Origin of the sequence: Actinomadura harenae (assembly GCF_003696215.1) — a bacterium.
Lineage (GTDB): Bacteria > Actinomycetota > Actinomycetes > Streptosporangiales > Streptosporangiaceae > Spirillospora > Spirillospora harenae.
On the sequence record NZ_RFFG01000006.1, the window covers coordinates 28,006 to 50,826 of the forward strand.

General features: G+C 71.3%; 20 protein-coding genes. 8 read left to right on the forward strand and 12 right to left on the reverse strand.

Annotated features, from left to right (window positions below; genetic code table 11):
- Positions 1 to 12: 12 nt before the first annotated feature.
- Positions 13 to 1,005, forward strand: coding sequence for an AAA family ATPase (locus EBO15_RS04735; protein ID WP_122193166.1), 993 nt, complete (start codon positions 13 to 15; stop codon positions 1,003 to 1,005).
- The gene (locus EBO15_RS04740) at positions 1,005 to 2,297 is read left to right on the forward strand and encodes a DUF58 domain-containing protein (RefSeq protein ID WP_122193067.1); all 1,293 of its coding nucleotides are present in this window, start codon (positions 1,005 to 1,007) and stop codon (positions 2,295 to 2,297) included. Before EBO15_RS04735 ends, EBO15_RS04740 begins: the two co-directional genes overlap by 1 nt.
- 114 nt (positions 2,298 to 2,411) lie before the next feature.
- Here the strand turns inward: EBO15_RS04740 and ltrA are convergent, their stop codons facing one another.
- Both ltrA and EBO15_RS04750 read right to left on the reverse strand, forming a co-directional pair.
- Positions 2,412 to 3,878, reverse strand: coding sequence for a group II intron reverse transcriptase/maturase (gene ltrA / locus EBO15_RS04745; protein ID WP_122193167.1), 1,467 nt, complete (start codon positions 3,876 to 3,878; stop codon positions 2,412 to 2,414).
- Positions 3,879 to 4,487: 609 nt separating this feature from the next.
- Positions 4,488 to 5,483, reverse strand: a complete 996-nt coding sequence (locus tag EBO15_RS04750) for a stage II sporulation protein M (protein ID WP_122193068.1) — start codon at positions 5,481 to 5,483, stop codon at positions 4,488 to 4,490.
- 92 nt (positions 5,484 to 5,575) lie between these two features.
- Between EBO15_RS04750 and EBO15_RS04755 the strand changes: the two genes are divergently transcribed.
- Positions 5,576 to 6,640, forward strand: a complete 1,065-nt coding sequence (locus EBO15_RS04755) for an RDD family protein (RefSeq protein WP_233615947.1) — start codon at positions 5,576 to 5,578, stop codon at positions 6,638 to 6,640.
- A 259-nt stretch (positions 6,641 to 6,899) separates the two neighbouring features.
- Positions 6,900 to 8,423, forward strand: a complete 1,524-nt coding sequence (locus EBO15_RS04760; RefSeq protein WP_122193069.1) for a cellulase family glycosylhydrolase — start codon at positions 6,900 to 6,902, stop codon at positions 8,421 to 8,423.
- Between the two features lie 34 nt (positions 8,424 to 8,457).
- Here EBO15_RS04760 and EBO15_RS04765 read toward each other — a convergent pair whose 3' ends face one another.
- The 3 genes from EBO15_RS04765 to ahcY (EBO15_RS04780) form a co-directional block, all read right to left on the reverse strand.
- Entirely contained in the window at positions 8,458 to 9,315 is an 858-nt protein-coding gene (locus tag EBO15_RS04765) for a hypothetical protein (protein ID WP_147481377.1), read from the reverse strand.
- A gap of 511 nt (positions 9,316 to 9,826) precedes the next feature.
- Positions 9,827 to 11,086 carry an adenosylhomocysteinase gene (gene ahcY / locus EBO15_RS04775; RefSeq protein WP_122193169.1) on the reverse strand — a complete coding sequence of 420 codons (1,260 nt, stop codon included), beginning with the start codon at positions 11,084 to 11,086 and terminating at the stop codon, positions 9,827 to 9,829.
- A gap of 308 nt (positions 11,087 to 11,394) precedes the next feature.
- The gene (gene ahcY, locus EBO15_RS04780; protein ID WP_122193072.1) at positions 11,395 to 12,825 is read right to left on the reverse strand and encodes an adenosylhomocysteinase; all 1,431 of its coding nucleotides are present in this window, start codon (positions 12,823 to 12,825) and stop codon (positions 11,395 to 11,397) included.
- 123 nt (positions 12,826 to 12,948) lie between these two features.
- Here ahcY (EBO15_RS04780) and EBO15_RS04785 point away from each other — a divergent pair, with 123 nt between their 5' ends.
- Together EBO15_RS04785 and EBO15_RS04790 are read left to right on the forward strand one after the other, a co-directional pair.
- Positions 12,949 to 13,320 carry a MerR family transcriptional regulator gene (locus tag EBO15_RS04785; protein ID WP_122193073.1) on the forward strand — a complete coding sequence of 124 codons (372 nt, stop codon included), beginning with the start codon at positions 12,949 to 12,951 and terminating at the stop codon, positions 13,318 to 13,320.
- A gap of 44 nt (positions 13,321 to 13,364) precedes the next feature.
- The gene (locus EBO15_RS04790; RefSeq protein ID WP_122193074.1) at positions 13,365 to 13,661 is read left to right on the forward strand and encodes a hypothetical protein; all 297 of its coding nucleotides are present in this window, start codon (positions 13,365 to 13,367) and stop codon (positions 13,659 to 13,661) included.
- Between the two features lie 73 nt (positions 13,662 to 13,734).
- Here EBO15_RS04790 and EBO15_RS04795 read toward each other — a convergent pair whose 3' ends face one another.
- Both EBO15_RS04795 and EBO15_RS04800 read right to left on the reverse strand, forming a co-directional pair.
- Positions 13,735 to 14,412 carry a response regulator gene (locus EBO15_RS04795; protein ID WP_122193075.1) on the reverse strand — a complete coding sequence of 226 codons (678 nt, stop codon included), beginning with the start codon at positions 14,410 to 14,412 and terminating at the stop codon, positions 13,735 to 13,737.
- 108 nt (positions 14,413 to 14,520) lie between these two features.
- Positions 14,521 to 16,128, reverse strand: coding sequence for a sensor histidine kinase (locus EBO15_RS04800; RefSeq protein WP_122193076.1), 1,608 nt, complete (start codon positions 16,126 to 16,128; stop codon positions 14,521 to 14,523).
- 579 nt (positions 16,129 to 16,707) lie between these two features.
- Between EBO15_RS04800 and EBO15_RS04805 the strand changes: the two genes are divergently transcribed.
- Positions 16,708 to 17,937, forward strand: a complete 1,230-nt coding sequence (locus tag EBO15_RS04805; protein ID WP_147481379.1) for a hypothetical protein — start codon at positions 16,708 to 16,710, stop codon at positions 17,935 to 17,937.
- Positions 17,938 to 18,010: 73 nt separating this feature from the next.
- Here the strand turns inward: EBO15_RS04805 and EBO15_RS04810 are convergent, their stop codons facing one another.
- The 5 genes from EBO15_RS04810 to EBO15_RS04830 form a co-directional block, all read right to left on the reverse strand.
- Complete coding sequence (locus EBO15_RS04810) at positions 18,011 to 18,946, reverse strand: cation diffusion facilitator family transporter (protein ID WP_122193078.1); 936 nt, start codon at positions 18,944 to 18,946, stop codon at positions 18,011 to 18,013.
- The gene (locus tag EBO15_RS04815; RefSeq protein WP_233615948.1) at positions 18,943 to 20,163 is read right to left on the reverse strand and encodes a bifunctional phosphoglucose/phosphomannose isomerase; all 1,221 of its coding nucleotides are present in this window, start codon (positions 20,161 to 20,163) and stop codon (positions 18,943 to 18,945) included. The genes EBO15_RS04810 and EBO15_RS04815 overlap by 4 nt, the downstream gene beginning before the upstream one ends.
- Positions 20,160 to 20,342 (reverse strand): Trm112 family protein, encoded by a 183-nt coding sequence (locus EBO15_RS04820; RefSeq protein ID WP_122193079.1) that lies wholly within the window; start codon positions 20,340 to 20,342, stop codon positions 20,160 to 20,162. The genes EBO15_RS04815 and EBO15_RS04820 overlap by 4 nt, the downstream gene beginning before the upstream one ends.
- Positions 20,339 to 21,688 carry a phosphomannomutase/phosphoglucomutase gene (locus EBO15_RS04825; RefSeq protein ID WP_122193080.1) on the reverse strand — a complete coding sequence of 450 codons (1,350 nt, stop codon included), beginning with the start codon at positions 21,686 to 21,688 and terminating at the stop codon, positions 20,339 to 20,341. The genes EBO15_RS04820 and EBO15_RS04825 overlap by 4 nt, the downstream gene beginning before the upstream one ends.
- Positions 21,689 to 21,866: 178 nt before the next feature.
- Positions 21,867 to 22,223: a DUF3499 domain-containing protein gene (locus EBO15_RS04830; protein ID WP_122193081.1), complete on the reverse strand. Its 357-nt coding sequence runs from the start codon at positions 22,221 to 22,223 to the stop codon at positions 21,867 to 21,869.
- Between the two features lie 239 nt (positions 22,224 to 22,462).
- Here EBO15_RS04830 and EBO15_RS04835 point away from each other — a divergent pair, with 239 nt between their 5' ends.
- Complete coding sequence (locus EBO15_RS04835) at positions 22,463 to 22,819, forward strand: metallopeptidase family protein (protein ID WP_233615950.1); 357 nt, start codon at positions 22,463 to 22,465, stop codon at positions 22,817 to 22,819.
- Positions 22,820 to 22,821 lie beyond the last annotated feature (2 nt).

Genomic DNA, 22,821 nt, shown 5'->3' on the forward strand with positions numbered 1-22,821 from the left:
GACTCCGTCCGGCTGGGTTCCGGGGCGGCGGGCTCTGGGGCGGTCTCGGCCGCTCCGACGGGTCCTGACCCGCGCGCGGCGCTCACCGCCCTGCGCGGCGAGGTGGCCAAGACCGTCGTCGGACAGGATCCGGTGGTCACCGGCCTGGTCATCGCCTTGCTGTGCCGTGGCCATGTGCTGCTGGAAGGCGTTCCCGGTACCGCGAAGACGCTGTTGGTGAAGACCCTTTCGCGCGCGCTCGACCTGACTTTCAAGCGCGTCCAGTTCACGCCGGACCTGATGCCGGGCGACGTGACCGGATCTCTGGTCTACGACAACCGGACGGCGGAGTTCGAGTTCCGTGAAGGCCCGGTCTTCACCAACCTGCTGCTCGCCGACGAAATCAACCGGACGCCGCCCAAAACCCAGGCATCCCTCCTGGAGGCCATGGAGGAGCGGCAGGTTTCGGTGGAAGGCAGCGCGCGCGCTCTGCCGGACCCGTTCGTCGTGTGTGCGACCCAGAACCCGATCGAGTACGAGGGCACCTATCCCCTGCCTGAAGCTCAGCTCGACCGGTTCCTGCTGAAGCTGACCGTCCCCGTGCCCACGCGGGACGAGGAGATCGCGATGCTTCAACGGCACGCGGCCGGTTTCGACCCGCGCGACTTGTCGGCGGTGCGTCCGGTGGCCGGGGCCATCGACCTCGCGGCTGGACAGGCGGCGGTGAGGACCGTCCACCTGGATCCGAAGATCGCCGCCTATGTCGTGGACCTTTGCCGGGCGACCCGTCAGGCCCCCTCCTTGCAGTTGGGCGTGTCTCCGCGAGGCGCGACGGCCCTGTTGGCGACCTCGCGCGCGTGGGCGTGGCTGATGGGCCGCGACTACGTCACGCCGGACGATGTCAAAGCACTCGCCAGGCCGACTCTGCGGCACCGCGTCCAGCTCCGCCCTGAGGCCGAGTTGGAGGGCGCGACCGCCGACGGCGTGCTGGAGGGCATCCTCGCCCACGTCCCCGCTCCCCGCTGATGGCGGTGACCGGACGGCTCGGACTGCTGACCCTTGTTGCGGCCTTCGTTCCGTTGCTCGTGCCCAACGGCGCCGTCCTGCTGGGTTTGTGGGGGCTGCTGCTCCTTGGCGTGGTCGTCGACCTGCTTCTGGCCGGAAATGTGCGAGCGCTGCGTTTCCACAGGGAGGGAGACACGCGCGTGCGCCTGGGAGAGGTGGCGAACGCCGGGCTCGTCGTGGAGAACACCGGGAAGCGGCGTGTGAAGGCCGTCCTGCGAGACGTGTGGCCGCCGTCCGCAGGGGTGTCCCCGCGAACGGCGACGATCAACGTGCCCGCGGGAGAGCGTCGCCGGATCGATCAGACCTTCACGCCCATGCGTCGGGGTGACCGGGAGGCCGTGAAGGTCGTCGTCCGGTCGGTGGGGCCGCTCGGCCTCGCCGCCCGTCAGCTTTCGCGCCCGGCACCGCGAACACTCCGCGTCCTGCCAGCCTTCCCCTCCCGGAGGCATCTGCCTTCGCGGCTCGCGCGCCTGCGCGAACTGACCGGCCTGCACAGCACGATGATTCGGGGCCAGGGCACCGAGTTCGACTCCCTGCGCGAATACGTGGTCGGCGACGACGTCCGCTCCATCGACTGGCGCGCCACCGCGCGCCGTAACGACGTGTTCGTCCGCACCTGGCGTCCCGAACGCGACCGCCGTCTTTACCTGGTCCTCGACACGGGACGCACGTCCGCCGGACGCGTCGGGGACATTCCCCGCCTTGACTGCTCGATGGACGCGGCGCTGCTGCTCGGGGCCCTCGCCTCGCGCGCGGGCGACCGCGTGGACCTCCTGGCCTACGACCGGACGGTCCGCGCACGGTGCGAGAACGCCTCCCGGACGGGCCTGCTGTCGCAGATGGTCGAGGCCATGGCTCCACTCGAGCCCGCCCTGATCGAGTCCGACGCCGCCGGCATGGTCTCCGCGGTCATGTCCCGGGTCCGCCGCCGGAGCCTGATCGTCCTGCTCACGGAGCTGAACCCGGCCGCCTTCGAGGAGGGCCTGCTGCCGCTGCTGCCGGGGCTCACCTCGCGCCACCTCGTCATGATCGCGGCCGTGTCCGACCCGCTGGTGGACGAGATGGCCGCCGCACGAGGCGACCTGGCCGCCGTCTACGACGCGGCCGCCGCAGAGCGCGCACGCGCGGACCGCCGCCGCCTCACCGCCGAACTCCGCTCGTACGGAGTGGAAGTGGTGGACGCGCCGCCTGACCGCATTGCCCCGGCCCTGGCCGACGCGTACCTCGCTCTCAAGGCCGCCGGTCGGCTCTAGAGTGGGGTCGGACCGGGATGCCCTGCCGGGATTGCTCTCGGTGGGTTTCCCCGGCCCGCCCTCCGAACCCGGCGTGCGGCTCTCACCGCACCGGGCTCTCCACGGTTTCTATCGTTATGTGGGTGCAATCCAGGGGTTGGGGATCGTGTTGCCCCGCCAGCGGTATCGGGTGACCGTGACCTTGGCGATGTTGAACAACTCGGTCCCGTCCGTCGCCGTGATGGGCAGCCATCGCCCTGTGGGGGTGGTGAAATGGCGTCGGACGTCCTTCCAGCTCCAGCGGTGCCGTACTTGCAGCATCCGGATCAGCCGCCACCAGACGAACTGGTGAAGTGCGGAGAACCGGTCCTTGGCCACGGCGTGCTTGAAGTAGTTGGCCCAGCCGCGCATGATCTGGTTGAGCCTAATCAGCACGGATCCCAGGGCTTGTTGCGACTTCCTGTGGGTCAGGGCACGGATCTTGGCCTTCAACGACCGGATGGGCCGGTCGGCGATGAAGGTATAGACGTGCCACTTATCGGTTCCTCTCTTACGGCGCCACTGGATGCGGAACCCCAGAAAGTCGAACCCGTCACTTAGATGCACGATCTGGGTCTTGGCTGGTGACAGCCGCAACCCGATCGGTTCCAGCACCCTGGCGACGTCTTCGCGCACCGCCAGCGCGTCGTCTTGCGTCCCGTGAATCAGGACGACGAAGTCGTCGGCGTAGCGGACCAGCCGCCAGGTCGGCAGACCCTTGCGGCGGCGGTATCCGCGCTTGCCCTCGCTCGACATCGATCCACCGCTCTTCCATGGCTTCATCAGGTGCTCATCGAGCACCGACAACGCGATGTTGGCCAGCAGCGGAGACAAGATGCCGCCCTGCGGCGTGCCGGTCGTAGTGCTCCTGTTCTCGCCGAGTTCGGTCAGTATCCCGGCCTTCAGGAACGCTTTGACCAGCGCCAGAACCCGTTTGTCCTTCACCCGGGACCGCACCCGGCCCATCAGGGCCACATGGTCGATCCGGTCGAAGCACGCCTCGATGTCAGCATCCAGCACCCACCGATAGCCTCGGCTGCCGAAATGATGGATCTCAGCGATCGCGTCCTGAGCACGCCGTTTGGGCCGGAACCCATACGAGACCGGCTCGAAGTCGGCCTCGAAGATCGGTTCCAGCACGAGTTTCAACGCGGCCTGCACAACCCGATCCGCGACCGTCGGAATCCCGAGAGCGCGGACCTTCCCCGACCTACCCGGCTTGGGAATCTTGTGTTCCCGCACCGGCAAAGGCCGGAACGAACCGTCCTTCAAGGACGCCCGCAGGTCGTCCAGGAACCCCGTGACACCGATGCGCTCCTCGACTGCAGCGACCGTCAGGCCGTCTATGCCGGGAGTGCGTGCCCCGCGGTTGCCCGCGACCCGGTCGAACGCCACGATCAGCGTCGCCGGGTCGTGCACGAAGTTGAACAGGTCGTCGAACCGGCGACCGGGGTCGGTCGCCGCCCAACGGTGAAGTTTGGCCTGCATCTCCGATACCCGCGACCACGACCCCGACGGGGCCTGGTCTTGGGCGCTGCCATTCGGCAGCGCGTCTTTCGGCATTGCAGCCTCCATCCCTTCTCGAAACCGCTGCCGCCCTTCGCCATGTGACCGGCTCTCCCGGCCTCGGACTACTACGGCGGCTCCGTCCCACCCGGCCCGTTCGGCAGTCGATGCACCTATCCCCGCCATCAGGCTGGACGCCCGTGACCTGGAGTTGCGACCGGGTGGTTCCCGTGTTCACCGTGATTCGCTCGACGAAGTAGGAGCCCGACTTTGTCCCTGCGGCATCGCCATGAGTACGCCGCAGACCTTCCTCATGGCCTCCCAGCCGGCAACGGCAAACCAGCCCAGGAGTTCCCCACCGGTCTGCGACCGGCGGGTGCGCACCGCGTCCTGCCCACATCCACCAGGTTCGAGCAGGCGTCAAGTGGAGGGACGTAACAACGCCGGTTCCTCACGTACTCCTCTTCGTCCCGCTAACCGGACCCGCACCATCTGGCAGTACTGGCACGTCCCAGCGTTGTCAGGGCTGCTCCCACCCTCCCCGGCATCACCCGGATCAGGCTGCCCTCAGCTCCACCGACCTGCTACGACAGGCCAGAGGCGAAGGTCTCCCACCTCCACTCGAATCACAGCGCCTCACGGCGCACACCGGTCACCTGACAGTGGTCATCCCGCCGCGGGGGCCGCATCGGGCTGGTCGAGTGAATCGCCGGTTTCGCCGGAGCGAGTCGCGCGGCGGCCCAAGGTGATGACGTAGGCGAGGAAAGTGGCCTCTGCGACGACGCCGATGCCCACGCGAAGCCACGTCGTATGCACATAGCCGGTGACGAAGCCTTCGATCAGACCGGAAACCAGCAGGACGCCGATAAGTCCGAGAGCGATACTCGCGAGCGCGCGTCCTTCTTCTGCCAGAGCGCGCGCACGTGTACGCGGGCCCGGGTCGATGATGGTCCAGCCGAGCTTCAGGCCGGCTCCGCAGGCGAGATAAACGGCGGTGAGCTCGAGCAGACCGTGCGGCAGGATCAGCCCGAAGAAGACACCGCCCTTGCCGTAGGCGAACATCAGGCCCGCGTTCACACCAAGGTTGAGCTGGTTCGTCAGCAGCACGAGAATCGTCGGGATCCCTAGGAGGATGCCGAAAATCAGGGCCGTCGCCGAAACCCAGGCATTGTTGACCCAGACCTGGAACGCGAACGATGCCGCCGAATGCTCCGTGTAGTAGTTGGCGAAGTCGTGGTCGACCAGATCGCGGATCTCGTGCGGAGCCAAGAGCGTCGCCTGAACCGTGGGGTTGTGCACGATCCAGATGGCCAGGGCCAGGGACAGGATGTTGCCGAGGACGGCGTTCCCGATCCACCACCAGCGCGTCCGGTAGGCGGCGGCCGGAAACGACACCGTGACGAAGCGCGTCATGTCCCGCCACATGGGCGCCTGCGCGCCCGCGACAGCGGCTCGTGCGCGCGCGACCAGCGAGGACAGCCGGGCGACCAGGGCCGGATCGGGCGCGCTGGAGCGGATCGCCGAAAGATGCGTCGCGGTCCGCTGATACAGCTCGACCAGCTCGTCGATTTCCGCGCCCGTGCGTTTGCGGGAGGAGTTGATCAGCTTCTCCAGCCGCTGCCACTCTGCGTTGTGCGCGGCCACGTACGCATCGACGTCCACCCGAGGGAGCCTAACGCTTAGGCTGTCCAAAACACGACGAGTGTCGTTGTGCCCCACAAATAGGGCCCGGCGTACGACGAAGTGAGGTCGCAGTGGCGCGTGCGGTGGAGGACGGGGAACTCGTCGTCGGTGAGGCCGTCGCGCTCGACCTGCGGGTGGCGCGCCTCGCCAGCCGCGGCTGCGCCCTCCTGCTCGACGTCGGCCTGCAGCTCATGATGCTGAACTTCGTCCTCGCGATCGTCACCCTCGTCGGCACGGTCGCCGACGCCGCGTGGGTCACCGGCCTGTCGATCCTCGTCGTCGCACTCGTGCTGGTCGGCTACCCGTGCGCGTTCGAGACGCTCTCGCGCGGGCGCACGCTCGGCAAGCTCGCGCTCGGGCTGCGCGTCGTGGCCGACGACGGCGGCCCCGTCCGCTTCCGGCAGGCCCTCGTGCGCGCGCTGGCCGGAGTGATCGAGTTCTGGTCGTTCACCGGCGCGCCCGCGCTGCTCACCTCGCTGTTCAACCGGCGCGGCAAGCGTCTCGGCGACCTGTTCGCCGGAACCCTGGTCATCCAGGAGCGGGTGTCCGCCGCGGGCATGTACGGACCGGTGGCCTGGATGCCGCCGTTCCTCGCGGGCTGGGCGCGGACGCTGGAGCTGTCCCGGATGCCCGACGAACTGGCGATGACCGCGCGGCAGTACCTCGCCCGCTTCTGGGAACTGCTCCCAGAGGTCCGTGACTCGCTGGGAGAACGTCTCACCGGAGAGATCTTCACGCTCGTCGGGCCCCCTCCGCCCCCTGGCATCCGGCCCGAGATCCTCCTGTCCGCGGTTCTGGCGGAGCGCCGTCACCGCGAGGAGCGGCGCCTCGCGCGGCAGCATGAGCAGCGCCTCCGCCGCGCTGCGCGCGACCCGCTGGCACCGCCGCCGGTCCCTGTCGGCGGCCCCGCCGGCGTCCCCGTGCCGATGGCCTTCCCCCCGGGGCCTCCCGCTCCTCCCGTTCCCGCTGGACATCCTGGCGGGTCCGTCTCTCCCGCCTATTCAGGTGGATGGCCGAATGCCACGGGAATTCCCGTGGGCAGCCCCTATCCGGCTGCCGCTCCCGTTCCGTCCGGGCCCTATCCGGTCGTTCCCGGCCCGGCTGTTCCTCCAGCAGGCCCGTACCCGCACGGCTGAGTCTCAGCCGGTCATCCCTCAGGGCGCTCGGCTTCTTCCGCGCCGCCTGTACGCCGCGCGTGCGGTGGCTTTCTGAGCTGTACGCGTAGTACGTGAGCCCGGTTGTGAGCGGGTTATCCACAGATCTCGGACCCGGTGGCGCTTCGGGTGACGATCGCGGAACTCTGGTCTCCTCGGCCCATGGACAGCGGTGGCACCACCGCCCTAGCATCCGAGGAAATTTCATGTTTGGTCGGTCGCCTGCTCAAGGAGCCCTGCCGTGCCCCGTCCCGTCGTCACCCTCGCCGCACGCCTCACACTCACCGCGCTGCTCATCGCCGTACCCACGACCGTCCTCCAGACCGGAACGGCGTCGGCCGACCAGGGCGACGGGCTGCGCCAGATCACCGACGGCCAGGGGCGTGCGCTCGTCCTGCACGGGCTCAACACTTCCGGGGACGCCAAGGGACCGTCCGGTCTGCCCTGGATCGAGCGCCGCAACGTGGTCGCCGAACGGCGGAACCTCGGCAGCAACGTCGTCAGGTACGTCCTGCAGTGGAAGAACATCGAGCCGAGCCCCGGCAAGTACGACGACCACTACCTGAACGAGGTCGCCCAGCGGGTGGCCTGGTACCGCGAGCAGGGCATCAACGTCGTCCTCGACATGCACCAGGACATCTACGGCCCGTCGGCCTGCAAGGGAGCGGGCGACGGCGCTCCGGCCTGGGCGACGATCACCGACGGCCTTCCCTGCACACCGCAGGATCCATGGGTGCTCACCTACCTGCAGCCCGCCGTGCTCCGCGCCTACGACAACTTCTGGAACAACACCGGCAAGCACCCGGAACTCATGCAGCGCTACGTGGCGATGTGGAAGCACGTCGCGGCACGCTTCGCCAAGGATCTGGCCGTGCTGGGCTACGACCTGATGAACGAGCCGTTCGGCGGAACGAAGCAGTTCGGCTCCTTCGAGGGCCCGGTGCTCACGCCGTTCTACCAGCGCATCGTGAACGCCATCCGCCAGGTGGACCGCAACAGGTGGGTGTTCGTCGAACCACAGGCGCTCGGCGTCAACGAAGGCCTCGGCACCTCCCTCGGCCAGGTCCACGACCCGCGCCTGCGCGCGGCGTTGGCCAAGCTCGCCCAGCAGGACGGCTCCCGAACGGCGGGCACGGGCTTGGCGCGGCTCTCCGACCCGAGTTCCCGCATCGTGCTCGGCGCCCACTTCTACCCTGGCGGCGTCGACATCGGCGGCGGATACACCGGGATCTCCAAGACGATCGTCCAGACCGAGTTCGCCCTCTGGCGCAAGAACATGACGGACGCGGCCAGGCGCCTCAACACCCCGTTGTGGATCGGCGAGATCGGCGCCATGGGCTTCTCCCAGCCGGGAGCCGCGGACTACACCCGCGACTGGCTGTCGATGAGCGACGACCTCCGGGCCGGCTGGGGGTACTGGTCGAACGACCCGCAGGCCCAGGGCTCGAACGAGACCCTCGCTCCTCTCGACCGCGCCGGGAACCTGACGCAGGTCGGCAAGGTTCTCGCCCGCCCCTTCCCCCGGGCGGTGGCCGGCACCCCCACGAAGATCTCCTTCGGCTCCGGCACCTTCACGGTGACGTGGCGCTCCGGCACCGGCGCGTCCGGCCCCACCGAGATCTGGCTCCCCGCGACCGTCTACCCCGGCACCCCCAAGGTGAACGCCAGCGACAAGAAGCGCAGCTGGGACCCCGTCCGCCGCGTCCTGTCGGTCTGGAACGACTCGGCGCGCACCACTCACACCGTCACCGTCAAACCGTCCTGACCTGCCCCGACTCGCCGCCTCCGCGGCGCTCAGGTCAGGTCGTCAACAAGTTGGGAGGACCGTCCAGGTCAGTCAGTTCGATGCCCGGCGCGTCCAGGACCACGTCACCCGCCAGGTGAACGTGCTGAACCTCGCCGGTCGCCAGGTCCGCCACCTCGTACCGTTCGACCGGCAGGGGCCCGCTATCGGTCTCATGCCTCGTCAAGGAAGCGAGCCGCCAACGCCATGCCTCGGTCAACGTCGCCAGCGCGAACCCACTCACACGCACAAGCCGCACGTCCGCCGCCGTCCCGACAACCCGGCCTTGATGCCCTGCAACGTCGCCTTCTTCGCCGCTGAACTCCTCGCCTCCCAACCACGTGGAATCGCCGGCGATCCCGTCCGTACCGAACGCGGATACGTCCCGCTCTGAGGGGGCGGGCGGGGACTCGGATGAGACGGCGCCAGGGGATGTGACGGGTGTGGGTGCATTCCCAACGGTCGCGCTCGCCGGGGTCAGAGGGTCGGGGATGGCATCGCCTGAAGCGGGCGGGTGCGGAGCGTATGGCTGCGCCTTGGCCATGTTGTGCGCGGTGGCGATGTAGTGCGCGGTCGCGATGAGGAAGGCTGGGGACTCTCCCAGGAAGCCCGACGCCGGTGCCGAATGCTCGGCGGCCCCAGCGGATGAGCCTCCTCGGACCCAGGTGACCTCGCGGCCGGTGGCACCTCCGCGAAGCCACCAGTCCGGCGCGACGATCTCGACCCTGAGCTGGCGCCAGCGCGCGTCCACGACGAGATCGACACGGGTCCCGTCCGTGCGGGACGCGACATAGCGCCAGCCACCTGGGCCGGGAGCACACTGAAAACGCTCCTCGGTTCCGTCCTCCAGGTGCAGGTACGTTCCGCGTGGCATCCGGCCGACGCTATCTCAGCCAGACGCCGTCCGAAGACCGCCCTCACCCGGAACGCCCGCCACCAGACCGACGATGGACGAGCAGGCCGGCATCACGTCCGCTGGTACCAGGTCCGCCGCCCGGCCCGTCCGCGCCCCACGCGTCCGACGCCCTGCGCGTCCGACGCCCTGGCCATCACCACCGACGTCGGCGTCAGCTACATCATGGTCGCCCGATGCGCCGCCGCCGTCCTGTTGATGCGGGGCCGGTGGTTGGCCCTCGGCATCGCCGGGCTCGTCTTCGACGTCGTCGGGCCCATCCTGCACGTCCGGCGCCCTGCGCGTCCGCCGTCGCGGTTGCCTTCAGGATGCCCGGCGCGGGCTTGGCCTCGTCTGCGCCGACCGGCGCGATCGACACGGCCGGTAGTGGCAAGTGACGCGGTGGTGGCCTTGGCTTGGTGCAGGGCCGTTGGTGGAAGGGCGGCGCGGCGTTGGCGGGGGCGGGAGGCGGGCTGGTGGGCTGGTGGGTCGGTCAGGTTGTGCCTAGGCGCCAGGAGTGGAGGTACTCCTCCTGGTCGGGGGTGAGGGCGTCTATGGCGATGGACATGGAGGCGAGCTTGAGGCGGGCGACCTCGGTGTCGATGGACTTCGGGACGTCGTGGACGGCGGGTTCGAGGGTGGTGGCGGAGTCGGCGAGCCAGGCGCAGGTGAGGGCCTGGTCCGCGAAGGACATGTCCATCACGGCGGCGGGGTGGCCCTCGGCGGCGGCGAGGTTGACCAGGCGGCCTTCCGCCAGCAGGACGAGGCGGCGACCGTCGGCGAGAACGTACTCGTCGGCCTGGGGGCGGACGCCGCGGTGGACGGCGACCGCGAGGTCGGCCAGGGCGCGGACGTCGATCTCGACGTCGAAGTGGCCGGAGTTGGCGAGGATGGCGCCGCTCTTCATGACCGTGAGGTGCTCGGCGGCGATCACGTCGCGGTTGCCGGTGACGGTGATGAAGACGTCGCCGACCTGGGCGGCCTCGGCCATCGGGAGGACGGTGTACCCCTGGAGGGCGGCGTCCAGGGCCTTGACCGGGTCGATCTCGGTGACGACCACGCGGGCGCCGAGCCCGCGGGCGCGTTCGGCGAGGCCGCGCCCGCAGTAGCCGAAGCCGGCGATGACGATGGTCTTGCCCGCGAGCAGGGTGTTGGTGGCGCGGACGATGCCGTCGAGGGTGGACTGGCCGGTGCCGTACCGGTTGTCGAACATGTGCTTGGTGTCGGTGTCGTTCACCGCCACCATCGGGAAGCGCAGCGCGCCCTCGCGGGCCATCTGGTGCAGCCGGATCACGCCGGTGGTGGTCTGCTCGCAGCCGCCGCGCACCGTCCCGAGCAGGTCGACGCGTTCGGTGTGGAGGGTGTTGACCAGATCGCAGCCGTCGTCCAGGACCAGGTCGGGGCCGGTTTCGAGGGCCTGGTGGATGTGCCGGTAGTAGCCCTCGCGGTCGGTTCCGGCGCGGGCGAAGACCTGCGCGCCGTACTCGTGGACGAGCGCGGCGGCCACGTCGTCCTGGGTGGAGAGCGGGTTGGACGCGGCGAGCGCGACGCTCGCGCCACCGGCCTGGAGCGTGCGGATGAGTCCGGCGGTCTCCGTCGTGACGTGCATGCACGCGGCGATCCGCAGCCCGGACAGCGGGAGCTCTGCCTCGAAGCGCTCGCGGATCTGGCGCAGCACCGGCATGCTCCGGTCCGCCCACTCGATCCGCTTGACGCCTTCGTACGCCAGCGAGGCGTCCGCGACGTCGCTCATCCGGTCCCCCACAGTGTCCGCCTCAGTCCGCCTCGGTGAGCCTCGGTCGGCCCGGTCAGGCTCCGGTCCGTCCCGGGCAGGCCCGGTCAGGCTCCGGTCCGTCCCGGGCAGGCTCGGTCAGCTCCGGTCGGCCTCGCTCAGGCTCGGTCCGCCCGGTCTCCGCTGGATGCGACGGGGCCGCCGCGCGACCGGTTCCCCGGTGGACGCGGCGGCCCCAGGCTCGCTCGGACCCTATCCCGCGTCCCCCCTGACGGCCTGTGCCGCCGGGCCCGTTTGGAGCAACTCCACAGGGACGCGGTCATCGGAGATCAGTAGCGGTAGTGCTCCGGCTTGTACGGGCCCTCGACGTCGACGCCGATGTAGTCGGCCTGCTCCTTGCTGAGGGTGGTCAGCTTGACGCCCAGGGCGTCGAGGTGCAGGCGGGCGACCTTCTCGTCCAGGTGCTTCGGCAGGACGTACACGCCGACCGGGTACTCCTCGGTCTTGGCGAACAGCTCGATCTGCGCGATCACCTGGTTGGTGAACGAGTTGGACATGACGAACGAGGGGTGGCCGGTGGCGCAGCCCAGGTTCATCAGGCGGCCCTCGGCGAGGACGATGATCGAGTGGCCGTCGGCGAAACGCCACTCGTGCACCTGCGGCTTGATCTCGATCTTCTCGATGCCGGGAGTGCGGGCCAGGCCGGCCATGTCGATCTCGTTGTCGAAGTGCCCGATGTTGGACACGATGGCCTGGTGCTTCATCTGCGCCATGTGGTCGGCGCGGATGATGTCCTTGTTGCCGGTCGTGGTGACGAAGATGTCGGCGATGCCGACGACGTCCTCGAGGACGGCGACCTGGAAGCCGTCCATGGCGGCCTGCAGCGCGCAGATCGGGTCGATCTCGGTGACGATGACGCGCGCGCCCTGGCCCTTGAGCGCCTCGGCGCAGCCCTTGCCGACGTCGCCGTAGCCGCAGATGACCGCGACCTTGCCGCCGATGAGGACGTCGGTGGCGCGGTTCAGGCCGTCCAGGACCGAGTGGCGGCAGCCGTACTTGTTGTCGAACTTGGACTTGGTGACCGAGTCGTTGACGTTGATCGCCGGGAACTTGAGCGTGCCCGCCTTGGCCATCTCGTACAGGCGGTGGACGCCGGTCGTGGTCTCCTCGGTGACGCCCTTGACGGACGCGGCGGTCTCGGTCCAGCGGCCCGGGGCGTCCGCGATGGTGCGGCGGAGCGTGTCGAGGATGATCTTCCACTCCTCGGGGTCGTCCTCGGAGGCGGACGGGACGGCCCCGGCGGCCTCGTACTCGGCGCCCTTGTGGACGAGCAGGGTGGCGTCGCCGCCGTCGTCCAGGATCATGTTCGGGAAGGAGCCGTCGGGCCAGCGGAGCGCCTGGTCGGTGCACCACCAGTACTCCTCCAGCGTCTCGCCCTTCCAGGCGAACACCGGGACGCCCTTCGGGTCCTCGACGGTGCCGTCGCGGCCGACGACGACGGCCGCGGCGGCGTGGTCCTGGGTGGAGAAGATGTTGCAGGACACCCAGCGCACGTCGGCGCCGAGGTCGACCAGCGTCTCGATCAGGACGGCGGTCTGGATCGTCATGTGCAGCGAGCCCATGATCTTGGCCCCGCGCAGCGGCTGCGAGTCGGCGTACTCCTTGCGGGTCGCCATGAGACCGGGCATCTCGTGCTCGGCGAGCCGGATCTCCCGGCGGCCGAAGTCGGCGAGCGAAAGGTCTGCGACCTTGTAGTCCATGCTTCCGTTGCTCCTCTGTTGCGATCCTCGGACACGCCGTACGCGAGCGAGTCTAGAGGCGGTGGCTCGCGACGAGAACGGTGGGCCATGACTATCTGACACAAATTTGTCAGAATTGATCCCATGCGCATCACGGAGGCCGCCCGGCGGCTCGGCACCTCGCCCCGCATGCTCCGCTACCGGGAGCGGCTGGGACTGCTTCCGCCGACCCGCGACACCGGGGCGAGCGGCGGCCATCGCCGCTTCGGGGACGCCGAGCTGCGCGCCGTGGCGCTCGCCCTCGCGTTGGAGAAGCGGTTCGACATCGGGCCCGCCGAGCTCGCCTTCGGGCTGCGCGTCCTGGCCGAGCCCGAGGTGCAGGCTCGCGTCCGTGAGCTGGGCGAACGCATCGGACGGCTGTCCGCCCCGCCCGCCCGCGCGCTGGACTTCGAGAAGGAGAAGGCGTTGCGCCTGCTCCGGCGGCCCGGTCTACGCTCGGGCAGGACCTACCCCTGACCTTCCATCCCGGATCCGAGCAGAGTAGAGCGGACCGACCAGGCATGAGGAACAAGATCCCGGCGCTCGTGGGCGTCATCGCGGGCCTTCTGCTGCTCGGCTGGGGCGTCTACCGGCTGGTCGCCGCGCCCGGCTGCGAGGGCACGCGCATGGGCCCGGACGACATCTGCCGGACGTCCACGCGCGGCCGCGTCCACACGCAGACGTACGACGAGCGGAAGAAGTCGCTCCACATGTGGGGATATGTGCAGGTCGTCGGAGGTCCCGCGCTGTCCGCCGCCTGCCTGGCCGGCATGGTCGTCTCGTCCCGCCGCCACCGCTCGCCCAGCCTGCCCAGGTAAGGCCGAACGCCGCCAAGACACCGTCCCCCTGCCCCACACGGCCCCGCGGTGCCAGGCGGTAAGGCCGGGCTTTCTAGTCGGATGTGGAGCCCTCACCTGGGACGACCAGGCCGGACTCGTAGGCGAGCATCACGGCCTGCGCCCGGTCGCGCAGGTTCAGCTTGGTGAAGACCCGCGCGACGTGGGTCTTCACGGTGTGCTCGCTCACGACGAGGCGCGCGGCGATCTCGGCGTTCGAGAGGCCCGCCGCGATCAGGACGAGCACCTCGGTCTCGCGCGCGGTCAGCGTGGACAGCGCGGCGGGCGGGGTCGGACGCGTCCGGCGCTGCTTGGTGAACTCGCGGATGAGACGGCCCGTGACCTGCGGCGCGAGCAGCGAGTCGCCGCGCGCCACGACACGGACGGCGGAGACCAGCTCGTCGGCCGTCGCGTCCTTCAGCAGGAAGCCGCTGGCGCCGACGGCGAGGGCCTCGTAGACGTACTCGTCCACGTCGAAGGTCGTCAGGACCAGGACGCGGGTGCCGTCGGTGCCCGGTCCGCCCAGAATGCGGCGGGTGGCCTCGATGCCGTCCATTCCGGGCATCCGGATGTCCATGACCACCACGTCGGGGGCGTGCCGCTCGGCCAGCCGGACCGCCTCACGGCCGTCGCCGGCCTGCCCGGCGACCGAGATGTCGGGCTGCGCGTCCAGCAGGGCCGCGAACCCGGCGCGCACGATCGTCTGGTCGTCCACCACGAGGACCTTGATCACGGCCGCGCTCCCGGGGCCCCGGCGACCGCGGAGGCGGCCGCTACCGGACGCGTCGGGGCGGGGCGGACGGGCGACGGCGCGGGTGCGGATGCGGTGGCGCCGTGGCGGTCAGCGGCTCGTCCCTGGGTCACGGGTGGGGTCCTCCCTCGTCAGCGGAAGCTCGGCCTCCACCACGAATCCGCCGTCCACGGCGTGTCCGGCGGAGAACCGTCCGCCCAGCATGGTCGCACGTTCCTTCATGCCGAGGAGGCCGTGCCCGCCGCCGGACGGCACGTTCCCACGGCCGGGCGGCATGTTTCCGGTGCCGGACGGCCCGGTCCCGAGCCCCTCGACGACCGTGTGGCCGACCGCGGCCTGCGTGTTGAGGATCATCGTCCGCCCGTCCGCGCCCTCGTCGCGCACACGGACGGCGAGCCGGTCGGGCAGGTAGGTGAGCTCGATGTGGACGTCCGCGCCGGGCGCGTGCCGCCGCGCGTTGGTCAGCGCCTCCTGGACGATCCGGTACGCCGACAGCTCGACCGTCGTGGACAGCGCGCGCGGCTGCCCCTGGACGACCAGGTCGGCGCGCCCGCCCGCGCCCTGGTGCTGGTCGACCAGCTCGGGCAGCCGGTCCAGCCGGGGCTGCGGCGCGGAGTCGGCCTCCGCACCCGCGTCGGCGCGCAGGACGCCGAGCAGCCGCCGCATCTCCACCAGCGCCTCGCGCGCGGTCCGGGCGATCTCCGTGTAGCCCTCGCGGGCCTCCGGCGACAGGCTGTCCATCGTGTACGGCGCGGTCTCCGCCTGGACGGCGATCATGGACACCGAGTGCGCCACGACGTCGTGCAGCTCGCGCGCGATCCGGGCCCGCTCCCGCATCACGGCCTGCTCCCGCTGGACGGCGTTCAGCCTGGTCAGGGTCTCGTTGTTGCGTTCCTCGGCGGCGGCCTCGGTGCGTCCGGCGCTCTCGACCGTCCGGCGGGCGTCGCCGAGGCCGGTCGCGGCCAGGACGGCCACGACGGCGGCGGGCCACGGGATGTGATCGAGGGTGCCGGTGGCCAGGTAGACGACGGCGACCGTCACGACGCCGCCCACGGCGAGCACCCCGGCGGACTGGCGCGGCAGCTGCCGGGCCAGCGCGTACAGCGTGTACAGGGCCGCCAGGACGGTCGTGACCAGCACTTCCTGCCCGGTGAGCAGGCTCGCGGCGAACGCGCCGAGCGCGACGGCCGCGACCGGGCGCAGGTACTCGCGGCGCCAGACCAGCGGCAGCGTCGAGGCGACCGCGAACCCGCCGGCGACGCTGATCGGCGACCGCGCGCCCGGCGCGAGCTCCGCCAGCGCCGCGATCGTCAGCGCGAACCCGGTCAGCGGGGCGAAGTACCAGGATTCGGTGAACTCCCGCCATCCGTTGATCCACCGGGGCAGCGGCGCCGTCACCGTCGTCGAGGCCCCTCCGGAGGGAACGCCCCCGCCCGGACCGCCCGCCATGCCGGGGTGTCCGCCTCCAGGATGAGGGCCGGGTACTCCGGCGGCCGACTGGGCGCGGGGCCCGTTGAGCCGGGCGGAGACACGGCGGCCGAGGGGGCGCAGCACCGCGCCGAGGCCGGTCAGGATCCAGAGCAGCAGCTGGCCGACACCCGCGACGACCCGTCCGGACAGCAGCCAGGCATGGCGCGCGAGGGCGGGGCCGAACGCGGTCGGCGGTGCGGGGTTCTCTGGCTGGTCGTCGCTGGTCACCCCTCCAGTGTGACCGCACCGCGACGCGCCCTGCCTCACCGTGCGGAGCCATGCGGACGACTCGTATCCCCCTGGAGGACGACATGGTTTCCCTCCCTGAGGGGGACGTCAGAATGACGGCGGCACCCGTAATGTCTTAACCGTGACCGACGCGGCGGCACCGCCGACATAGGGGGTTCGGTGGGCTGCCGAGGTCACGCGATGCCGTCCGGTTTTCAGGGGTCCGGTCGGCGTGCATGGAAGGCGCCCCGCGTCGGCCGGCCGGCCTCCCTCCGGGGGCATCGCCGATCTAGCCTGGGCTGGGGTCGATCCGGCTTCGGCCGGCCGACGAGGGGAGCTGCCTTCCCCCTTCCCCCTGATCTACGCGGCTTTTGCCCGCCGCTCCCGCGCTCCGCGCACACCCCGCCGGACAATCGTTGTCCGGAGGGATCAATGGCTTTGCAAAGACATCGCGTACGCACGCTCACGTCCACCGAGCATCCGCCGCCTTCGGCCACCACCGCACCCCCGCCTTCGGCCACGGCTGCACCCCCGCCACCACAGGCCGCCGCCGCGCTCCTGCCGCCACCGGCCAGAGCCGTGCTCCTGCTGCCGGTGGCCGCCGCCGCGCTGCTGGTGGCGCCTTCCTCGGCGTCCGCCGGGACGGCGTCCTGCGCGCCAGCACCCCATCCGCGCACCCGGGACTGCACGACGTCGCCCGGTTTGTCCGGAATGGCCGCACGTCCGAACGCGCGGACGCCCCACAGGCGGGAATGCCGGTGCTGGCGTTTCGTCCGCCCGGAGGGCCTTCCGGGCGAAACGGCCCTGACCGGGATCAGCGCACCGTCCAGCAGGACGGGCTGGGCCGTCGGACGGGCCGGAACCGTCCCGCTGGCCCTGCGCTGGACGGGAACCCGCTGGCGCCGGACCCCGCTGCCGCTGCCCGACCGCACCGCCCTCGGCGCGATCTCGGCCGTGTCCGCGAACGACGCGTGGATCGTCGGTTCTAGCGCCGACGGCGGCGCCCGGACCGCCCACTGGAGCGGACGGCGCTGGACGCCCGGCACGCTCCCCGCCTCCGGCGGAAAGCCGATCTCCGCCCGAGGCGTGGCCGCACGGGCCCCGGGCGATGTCTGGGCGGTCGGCAGCACCGGCGGATTCGCCGGAACCATGGCCGTGACCTGGCATTTCGACGGACGTTCCTGGACGGTCGCGCCCACCGGATCAGCCCCCGGCAGCGCCCTGAACGCCGTCGCGGCGGACGCCCCCGACGACGCCTGGGCCGTCGGCACCGCCGGAGACCGCCAGCTCCTGCTCCGCTGGGACGGCCGCTCCTGGATCTCCACGTCTCCCCCGCGGCAGGCCGCCGAGGCGACGCCGTCCGCCGTGGCCGCCGCCTCCCCGACCAACGTGTGGGCGGTCGGCACGACGCCCTCGGGCGCGGCCCTCGTCGAGCACTGGGACGGGCACGTTTGGTCGGTCGTCCCCGCTCCGCTCCCCGCGTCCGGCCGCCCGGCGGGCGCCAGGGCGGGTCGCGTCGCCGGGACCCCGCTCGGGGCCACGGCCGTCGTGACGGACGGCCAGGAGGGAGTCTGGATCTCCGGCGCGGACGCGGCCTCCCGGCCCTACCTGGCGCACGCCGGCGGGACGTCGTGGGAGGTCTCCCGCCCGCCGCTGCCCGTCGCGGGCTCCGGCAGGACGTCGGGGACGATCAGCGCGCTGGCGCTCGTCCCCGGCACTCCGGAGGTCCGCGCCGCCGGGACGTTCAGCACCCCGAACGGCTCACCCGCGCAGGCCCTGACCTGGACCAACACGCCACGTCCCCGATGAACGACCGCGCCCCGGCCGGACGGGCCGGGGCCCCGGTGGCCAGGGCCGGTGGTCAGGGCCGGTGGCGTCGGGGTCAGGTGGCCGGAGTGGGCCGGGAACCGGAGCGGTCGATGTCCGGCTCGAGGTAGATCAGGTGGGCCTCGGGGAACCGGGCGCGGACCTTCTCCTCGGCGGCGTCGATGCCGCGGGCGAGCCCGGCGGCGGTCTCGTCGTGGTGCACGGCGATCTTGGCCGCGATGAGGAGCTCCTCGGGACCGACGTACTCGGTGCGGATGTGGATCACGCGGTCCACCTCCGGCACCGACTCGAGGGTCTCGACGATCTTGGCCTGGGTCTCCGCGTCGGCGCCCTCGCCGATCAGCAGGCTCTTGGTCTCGATCGACAGGACGGTCGCGACCGCGGCGAGCAGCAGGCCGATCGCGATGGTGCCGACGCCGTCCCAGACGCCGTTGCCGGTGACCACGGCGAGGCCGATGCCGGCCAGCGCCAGGACCAGGCCGATGAGGGCGGCGGCGTCCTCCAGGAGGACGACCGGGAGCTCGGGGGCCTTGGCGCGCCGGATGTAGTCGACCCACGAGCGGGTGCCGCGGGTCTGGTTGGCCTCGCCGATCGCGGTCCGGAAGCTGAAGCCCTCCAGCACGATCGCGAAGATCAGGACGGCGAACGCCCAGATCGGCGAGTCGACCTTCTCCGGATGCTGGATCTTGTGGACGCCCTCGTACAGCGAGAACGCCGCGCCGACCGTGAACAGCACGACCGCGACGATGAAGGCGTAGAAGAACCGCTCACGGCCGTACCCGAAGGGGTGCCGCGCGGTGCGCTCGCGCTCGGACCGCTTGCGCCCGACCAGGAGCAGCACCTGGTTGCCGGAGTCGGCGATCGAGTGGATGCCCTCGGCGAGCATGGAGGACGAGCCCGTGAAGGCGAACGCGACGAACTTCGACACCGCGATCCCCAGGTTGGCTCCCAGGGCGGCGATGATCGCCTTGCCTCCGCCTTCAGCACTCATACGTCCGCAATCCTCGCCTTGAGCTCCTGGATGGTCGTCACCGGGGTCGGGTCGACGCCCAGTGCGATCGCCAAGTAAACCGTGACGTAGTCGGCAACGGCTACAAGTGTCGCCATTCTCTCCAGCGGGTGGTCGCCCTCGGCGCGGATCTCGGTGACCGGGACCCCGCGCGCGGCGGCCAGTTCGGCCGAGACCTCGCGCCGCCTCGCGACCTGCGGATGCTCGTCGGTGTCGCGCATCATGACCAGGTGCAGGCCGTGCTCGGCGTCGCCGGTGCGGTCGCGGAAGAAGTCGTCCGGGTCACCGGCGCCGCCGCCCGAGCGGCCGAAGTACCCGTCGAACGCGACGACCTGGTTGTGGCCGGCCTCGGGCAGCTCGCCGAAGACGCCGGGGTACTTGGCGTTCTCGTTGAGCTGGCAGCACATCCGGTACGCGGCGACGCCCGCGAGCGGGGACGAGCCCCACACCATCGGGACGTCGCCCAGAAGGTCGAGGGCGACGCGCTTGGCCGGGTTCACGAACGGCTCGCTGGCCGGACGGCAGCGGTGCGCGACGTCCTCCAGCCGGACGGCCGTGGACTCGAGCACCTCGTCCGGGACGTCGGCGAGCCGCAGCGCGCGGGCCGCCATCAGCAGCGGGACGGTCAGCCCCCACAGCGTGGCGCGCGGCTGCCCCACCGACCGGACCGGGACGAACAGGCCTCGGGTCTGCTCGCCCAGCCGGGACAGGGGCGACTCCGCGCCGCCGACCAGCAGCAGGCGGCAGCCGCGGCGGGCGGCCTCGGCCGCCACCGCGAGGGTCTCCTCGGTGCCGCCGGAGCAGGACACGGCGATCACCAGGTCGGCCGCGCCGACCCAGCCGGGCAGCCGGTGCCCCCGGACGGTCAGCACCGGCACCGGGCAGCCGGGACCGCACACGGCGGCCAGAACGTCACCGGAGATCCCGGAGCCGCCCATTCCGGTCACCACGACCGCGCGCGGACGTCCCTCGTCGGCGATCCGCTCGATCCCGGCCTCGGTGGCCAGCATCCGCGCCTCGCGGATCTGCGCGGCGGACGAGGCGACCTGGCGGAGCATCCCGCCCGGGTCGGCCGCCTCCGTCGCGGCGGCGGACTCCAGCCGGGACTCGTCGACGCCGTCCAGGCCCGCCGGGTCGGCGCCGGCCGGGGCCGCGCCGGCCCGGGCGGGGGCCTCCGGGTCCTCCGGCGCCGCGCTCACGGGGTGGGCGTCCGGGCCTCGTCGACCAGCAGCACCGGGATGTCGTCGCGCACCGGGTAGGCGTACTTGCACGACCCGGTGCAGACCAGCTCACCGGCCTTGTCGTCCTGTTCCAGAGCCCCGCCGCAGTTCGGGCAGGCGAGGATCTCCAGCAGCCAGGAGTCGAGCTTCATCGTCACTTCTCCCTCACGATCGCCAGGACCTCGTCGCGGACCTCGGCCATGGCTGTCTCGTCGTCGGCCTCCGCGTTCAGGCGGAGCAGCGGTTCGGTGTTGGACGGGCGCAGGTTGAACCACCAGGCGCCGCCGGCGACGGTGAGCCCGTCCAGCTCGTCGACGGTCACGCCCGGGCGGCCCTCGAACGCCTCGCGGACGCGCGCGGTGGCGGCGGCCTGGTCGGCGACCTCGCTGTTGATCTCGCCGGAGGCCGCGTACGGGCTGTACTCGGCCAGCATCGCCGACAGCGGGCCGGACTGGCCGCCGAGCGCGGCGAGCACGTGGAGCGCGGCGAGCATGCCGGAGTCGGCGAACCAGAAGTCCTTGAAGTAGAAGTGCGCCGAGTGCTCGCCGCCGAACACCGCGCCGCTCTCGGCCATCGTCTGCTTGATGAACGAGTGCCCGACCCGGGTGCGCACCGGGACGCCGCCGTGCGCGGTGATGATCTCCGGGACGGCCTTGGAGGTGATCAGGTTGTGCACGATGTGCGCGCCCGGGTGCTTGGCCAGCTCGCGCACGGCGACCAGCGCGGTGATCGCGGACGGGGAGACGATCTCGCCCCGTTCGTCGACCACGAAGCAGCGGTCGGCGTCGCCGTCGAAGGCCAGGCCGATGTCGGCACCGGTCTCGCGCACCTTGGCCTGCAGGTCGCGCAGGTTCTCGGGCTCGATCGGGTTGGCCTCGTGGTTCGGGAAGGTGCCGTCGAGCTCGAAGTACAGCGGCACCAGGTCGATCGGCAGGCCCTCGAACACGGTCGGGACGGTGTGCCCGCCCATGCCGTTGCCGGCGTCGACGACGACCTTCAGCGGCCGGATGCCGGACAGGTCGACCAGCTTCTTCAGGTGCTCGGCGTAACCGTCGAGCATGTCGCGCCGGGTGACCGTGCCGGGCTCGCCGTCGTAGGCCGGGACGCCGCTCTCGACCAGATCGCGGATCTCCGTCAGCCCGGTGTCGCGGCCGACCGGGCGCGCCCCGGCGCGGCACATCTTGATGCCGTTGTACTTGGCCGGGTTGTGGCTGGCGGTGAACATCGCGCCGGGCACGTCGAGCGCGCCCGAGGCGTAGTAGAGCAGGTCGGTCGAGCCGAGCCCGGCCTCGATCACGTCGGCGCCCTGCGAGGTCGCTCCACGCGCGAACGCGGCGGCCAGCGGCACGGACGAGGTGCGCATGTCGTGGGCCGTGACGACCGTGCGGGCGCCCGTCACGCGGACGAAGGCCGCTCCGACGCGCTCCACGGTCTCGGCGTCGAGCTCGTCCGGGACCACGCCCCGGATGTCGTACGCCTTGAAGATCTTGGCGAGGTCGCCCACTCCTGCTCCCCGGTTCTCCGACACTGACGGGACCCGAGCCTACCGGCGGCGGGCACCGAGGGGCGGAGCACACCCGTCCTGTGGATAACTTCGGCGCACCCCGGGCCCTGCCTCCGAAGCGCCCACGGACGCGCCCGGCGCCTCCCGTGCGTACGCGGAGGACGCCCCTGGGCGGGGCTCAGTCGGTGCTGCGCAGGACGCGGAGGTGGCCCTTGCGTCCGACCTCGGTCGCCTGCCCTATGGGCTCCTCGCGGTCGCCGGGGGCGGGACGGCCCGCCTCACGGACGGCGTCGGCGAGGGCCTCGAGGTCGTCGGCGCTGGGCTCGGTCTCGGTCTCCACGGGGAGACGGACCAGTTCCCAGCCCATGGGCGCGGTGAGCCGCTCGGAGTGCTCCGCGCACAGGTCGTAGCAGTGCGGCTCGGCGTACGTGGCGAGCGGCCCCAGGACCGCGGTCGAGTCGCGGTACACGTACGTGAGCGTGAAGACTGCCTGCGCCTTGCAGGCGGTGCGGGAGCAGATGCGGACGGGGCTCACGATGGCCGACCGTACCCCGCCGCGACGGCGTCCGCCACCACCGCCGCGGCACGTGTCGCCGTTACCGGTCGATTTCCGCGATAACGATCACAATCCGTGAGCCCGCCGTGCGGGCGGGGTGAAAGCGCGCGCGGGGGTACTCTGGACGTGTGCGATCCCGTGTGGCAGGTGCAGGCCGCCCTTCGGCCGGCCCACAGACACGGCGCCGTGACCGGCACGGCCGTGGCCTGCGTGGTCCCTTGACGCCCCCGCTCTCCCCGATCTCGCGCACCCGTGCCGAGAGGTTCGACGACCTGGTGGCCGACGAGGTGCGCCGCATCGCCGCGCGCTGGGGCCGTGAGCTGGCCCAGGTCGAGTTCGCGGTCGAGGACGTCCCCGAGGAGCCGCTTCCGCCGGACGGCCCGGTGCCGCTGGGCGCGACGCTGCCCGGAGACGGCGGGCGCCCCGTCCGCGTGGTGATCTACCGCAGGCCCGTGGAGGCGCGGGCGACGACCGAGCGCGACCGGGCCCGTCTCGTCCGTGATCTCGTCGTGGAGGAGGTCGCCGACCTGCTGGGCATGTCCCCCGAGTCGGTCGACCCCAGCTACGAGGAATAGCC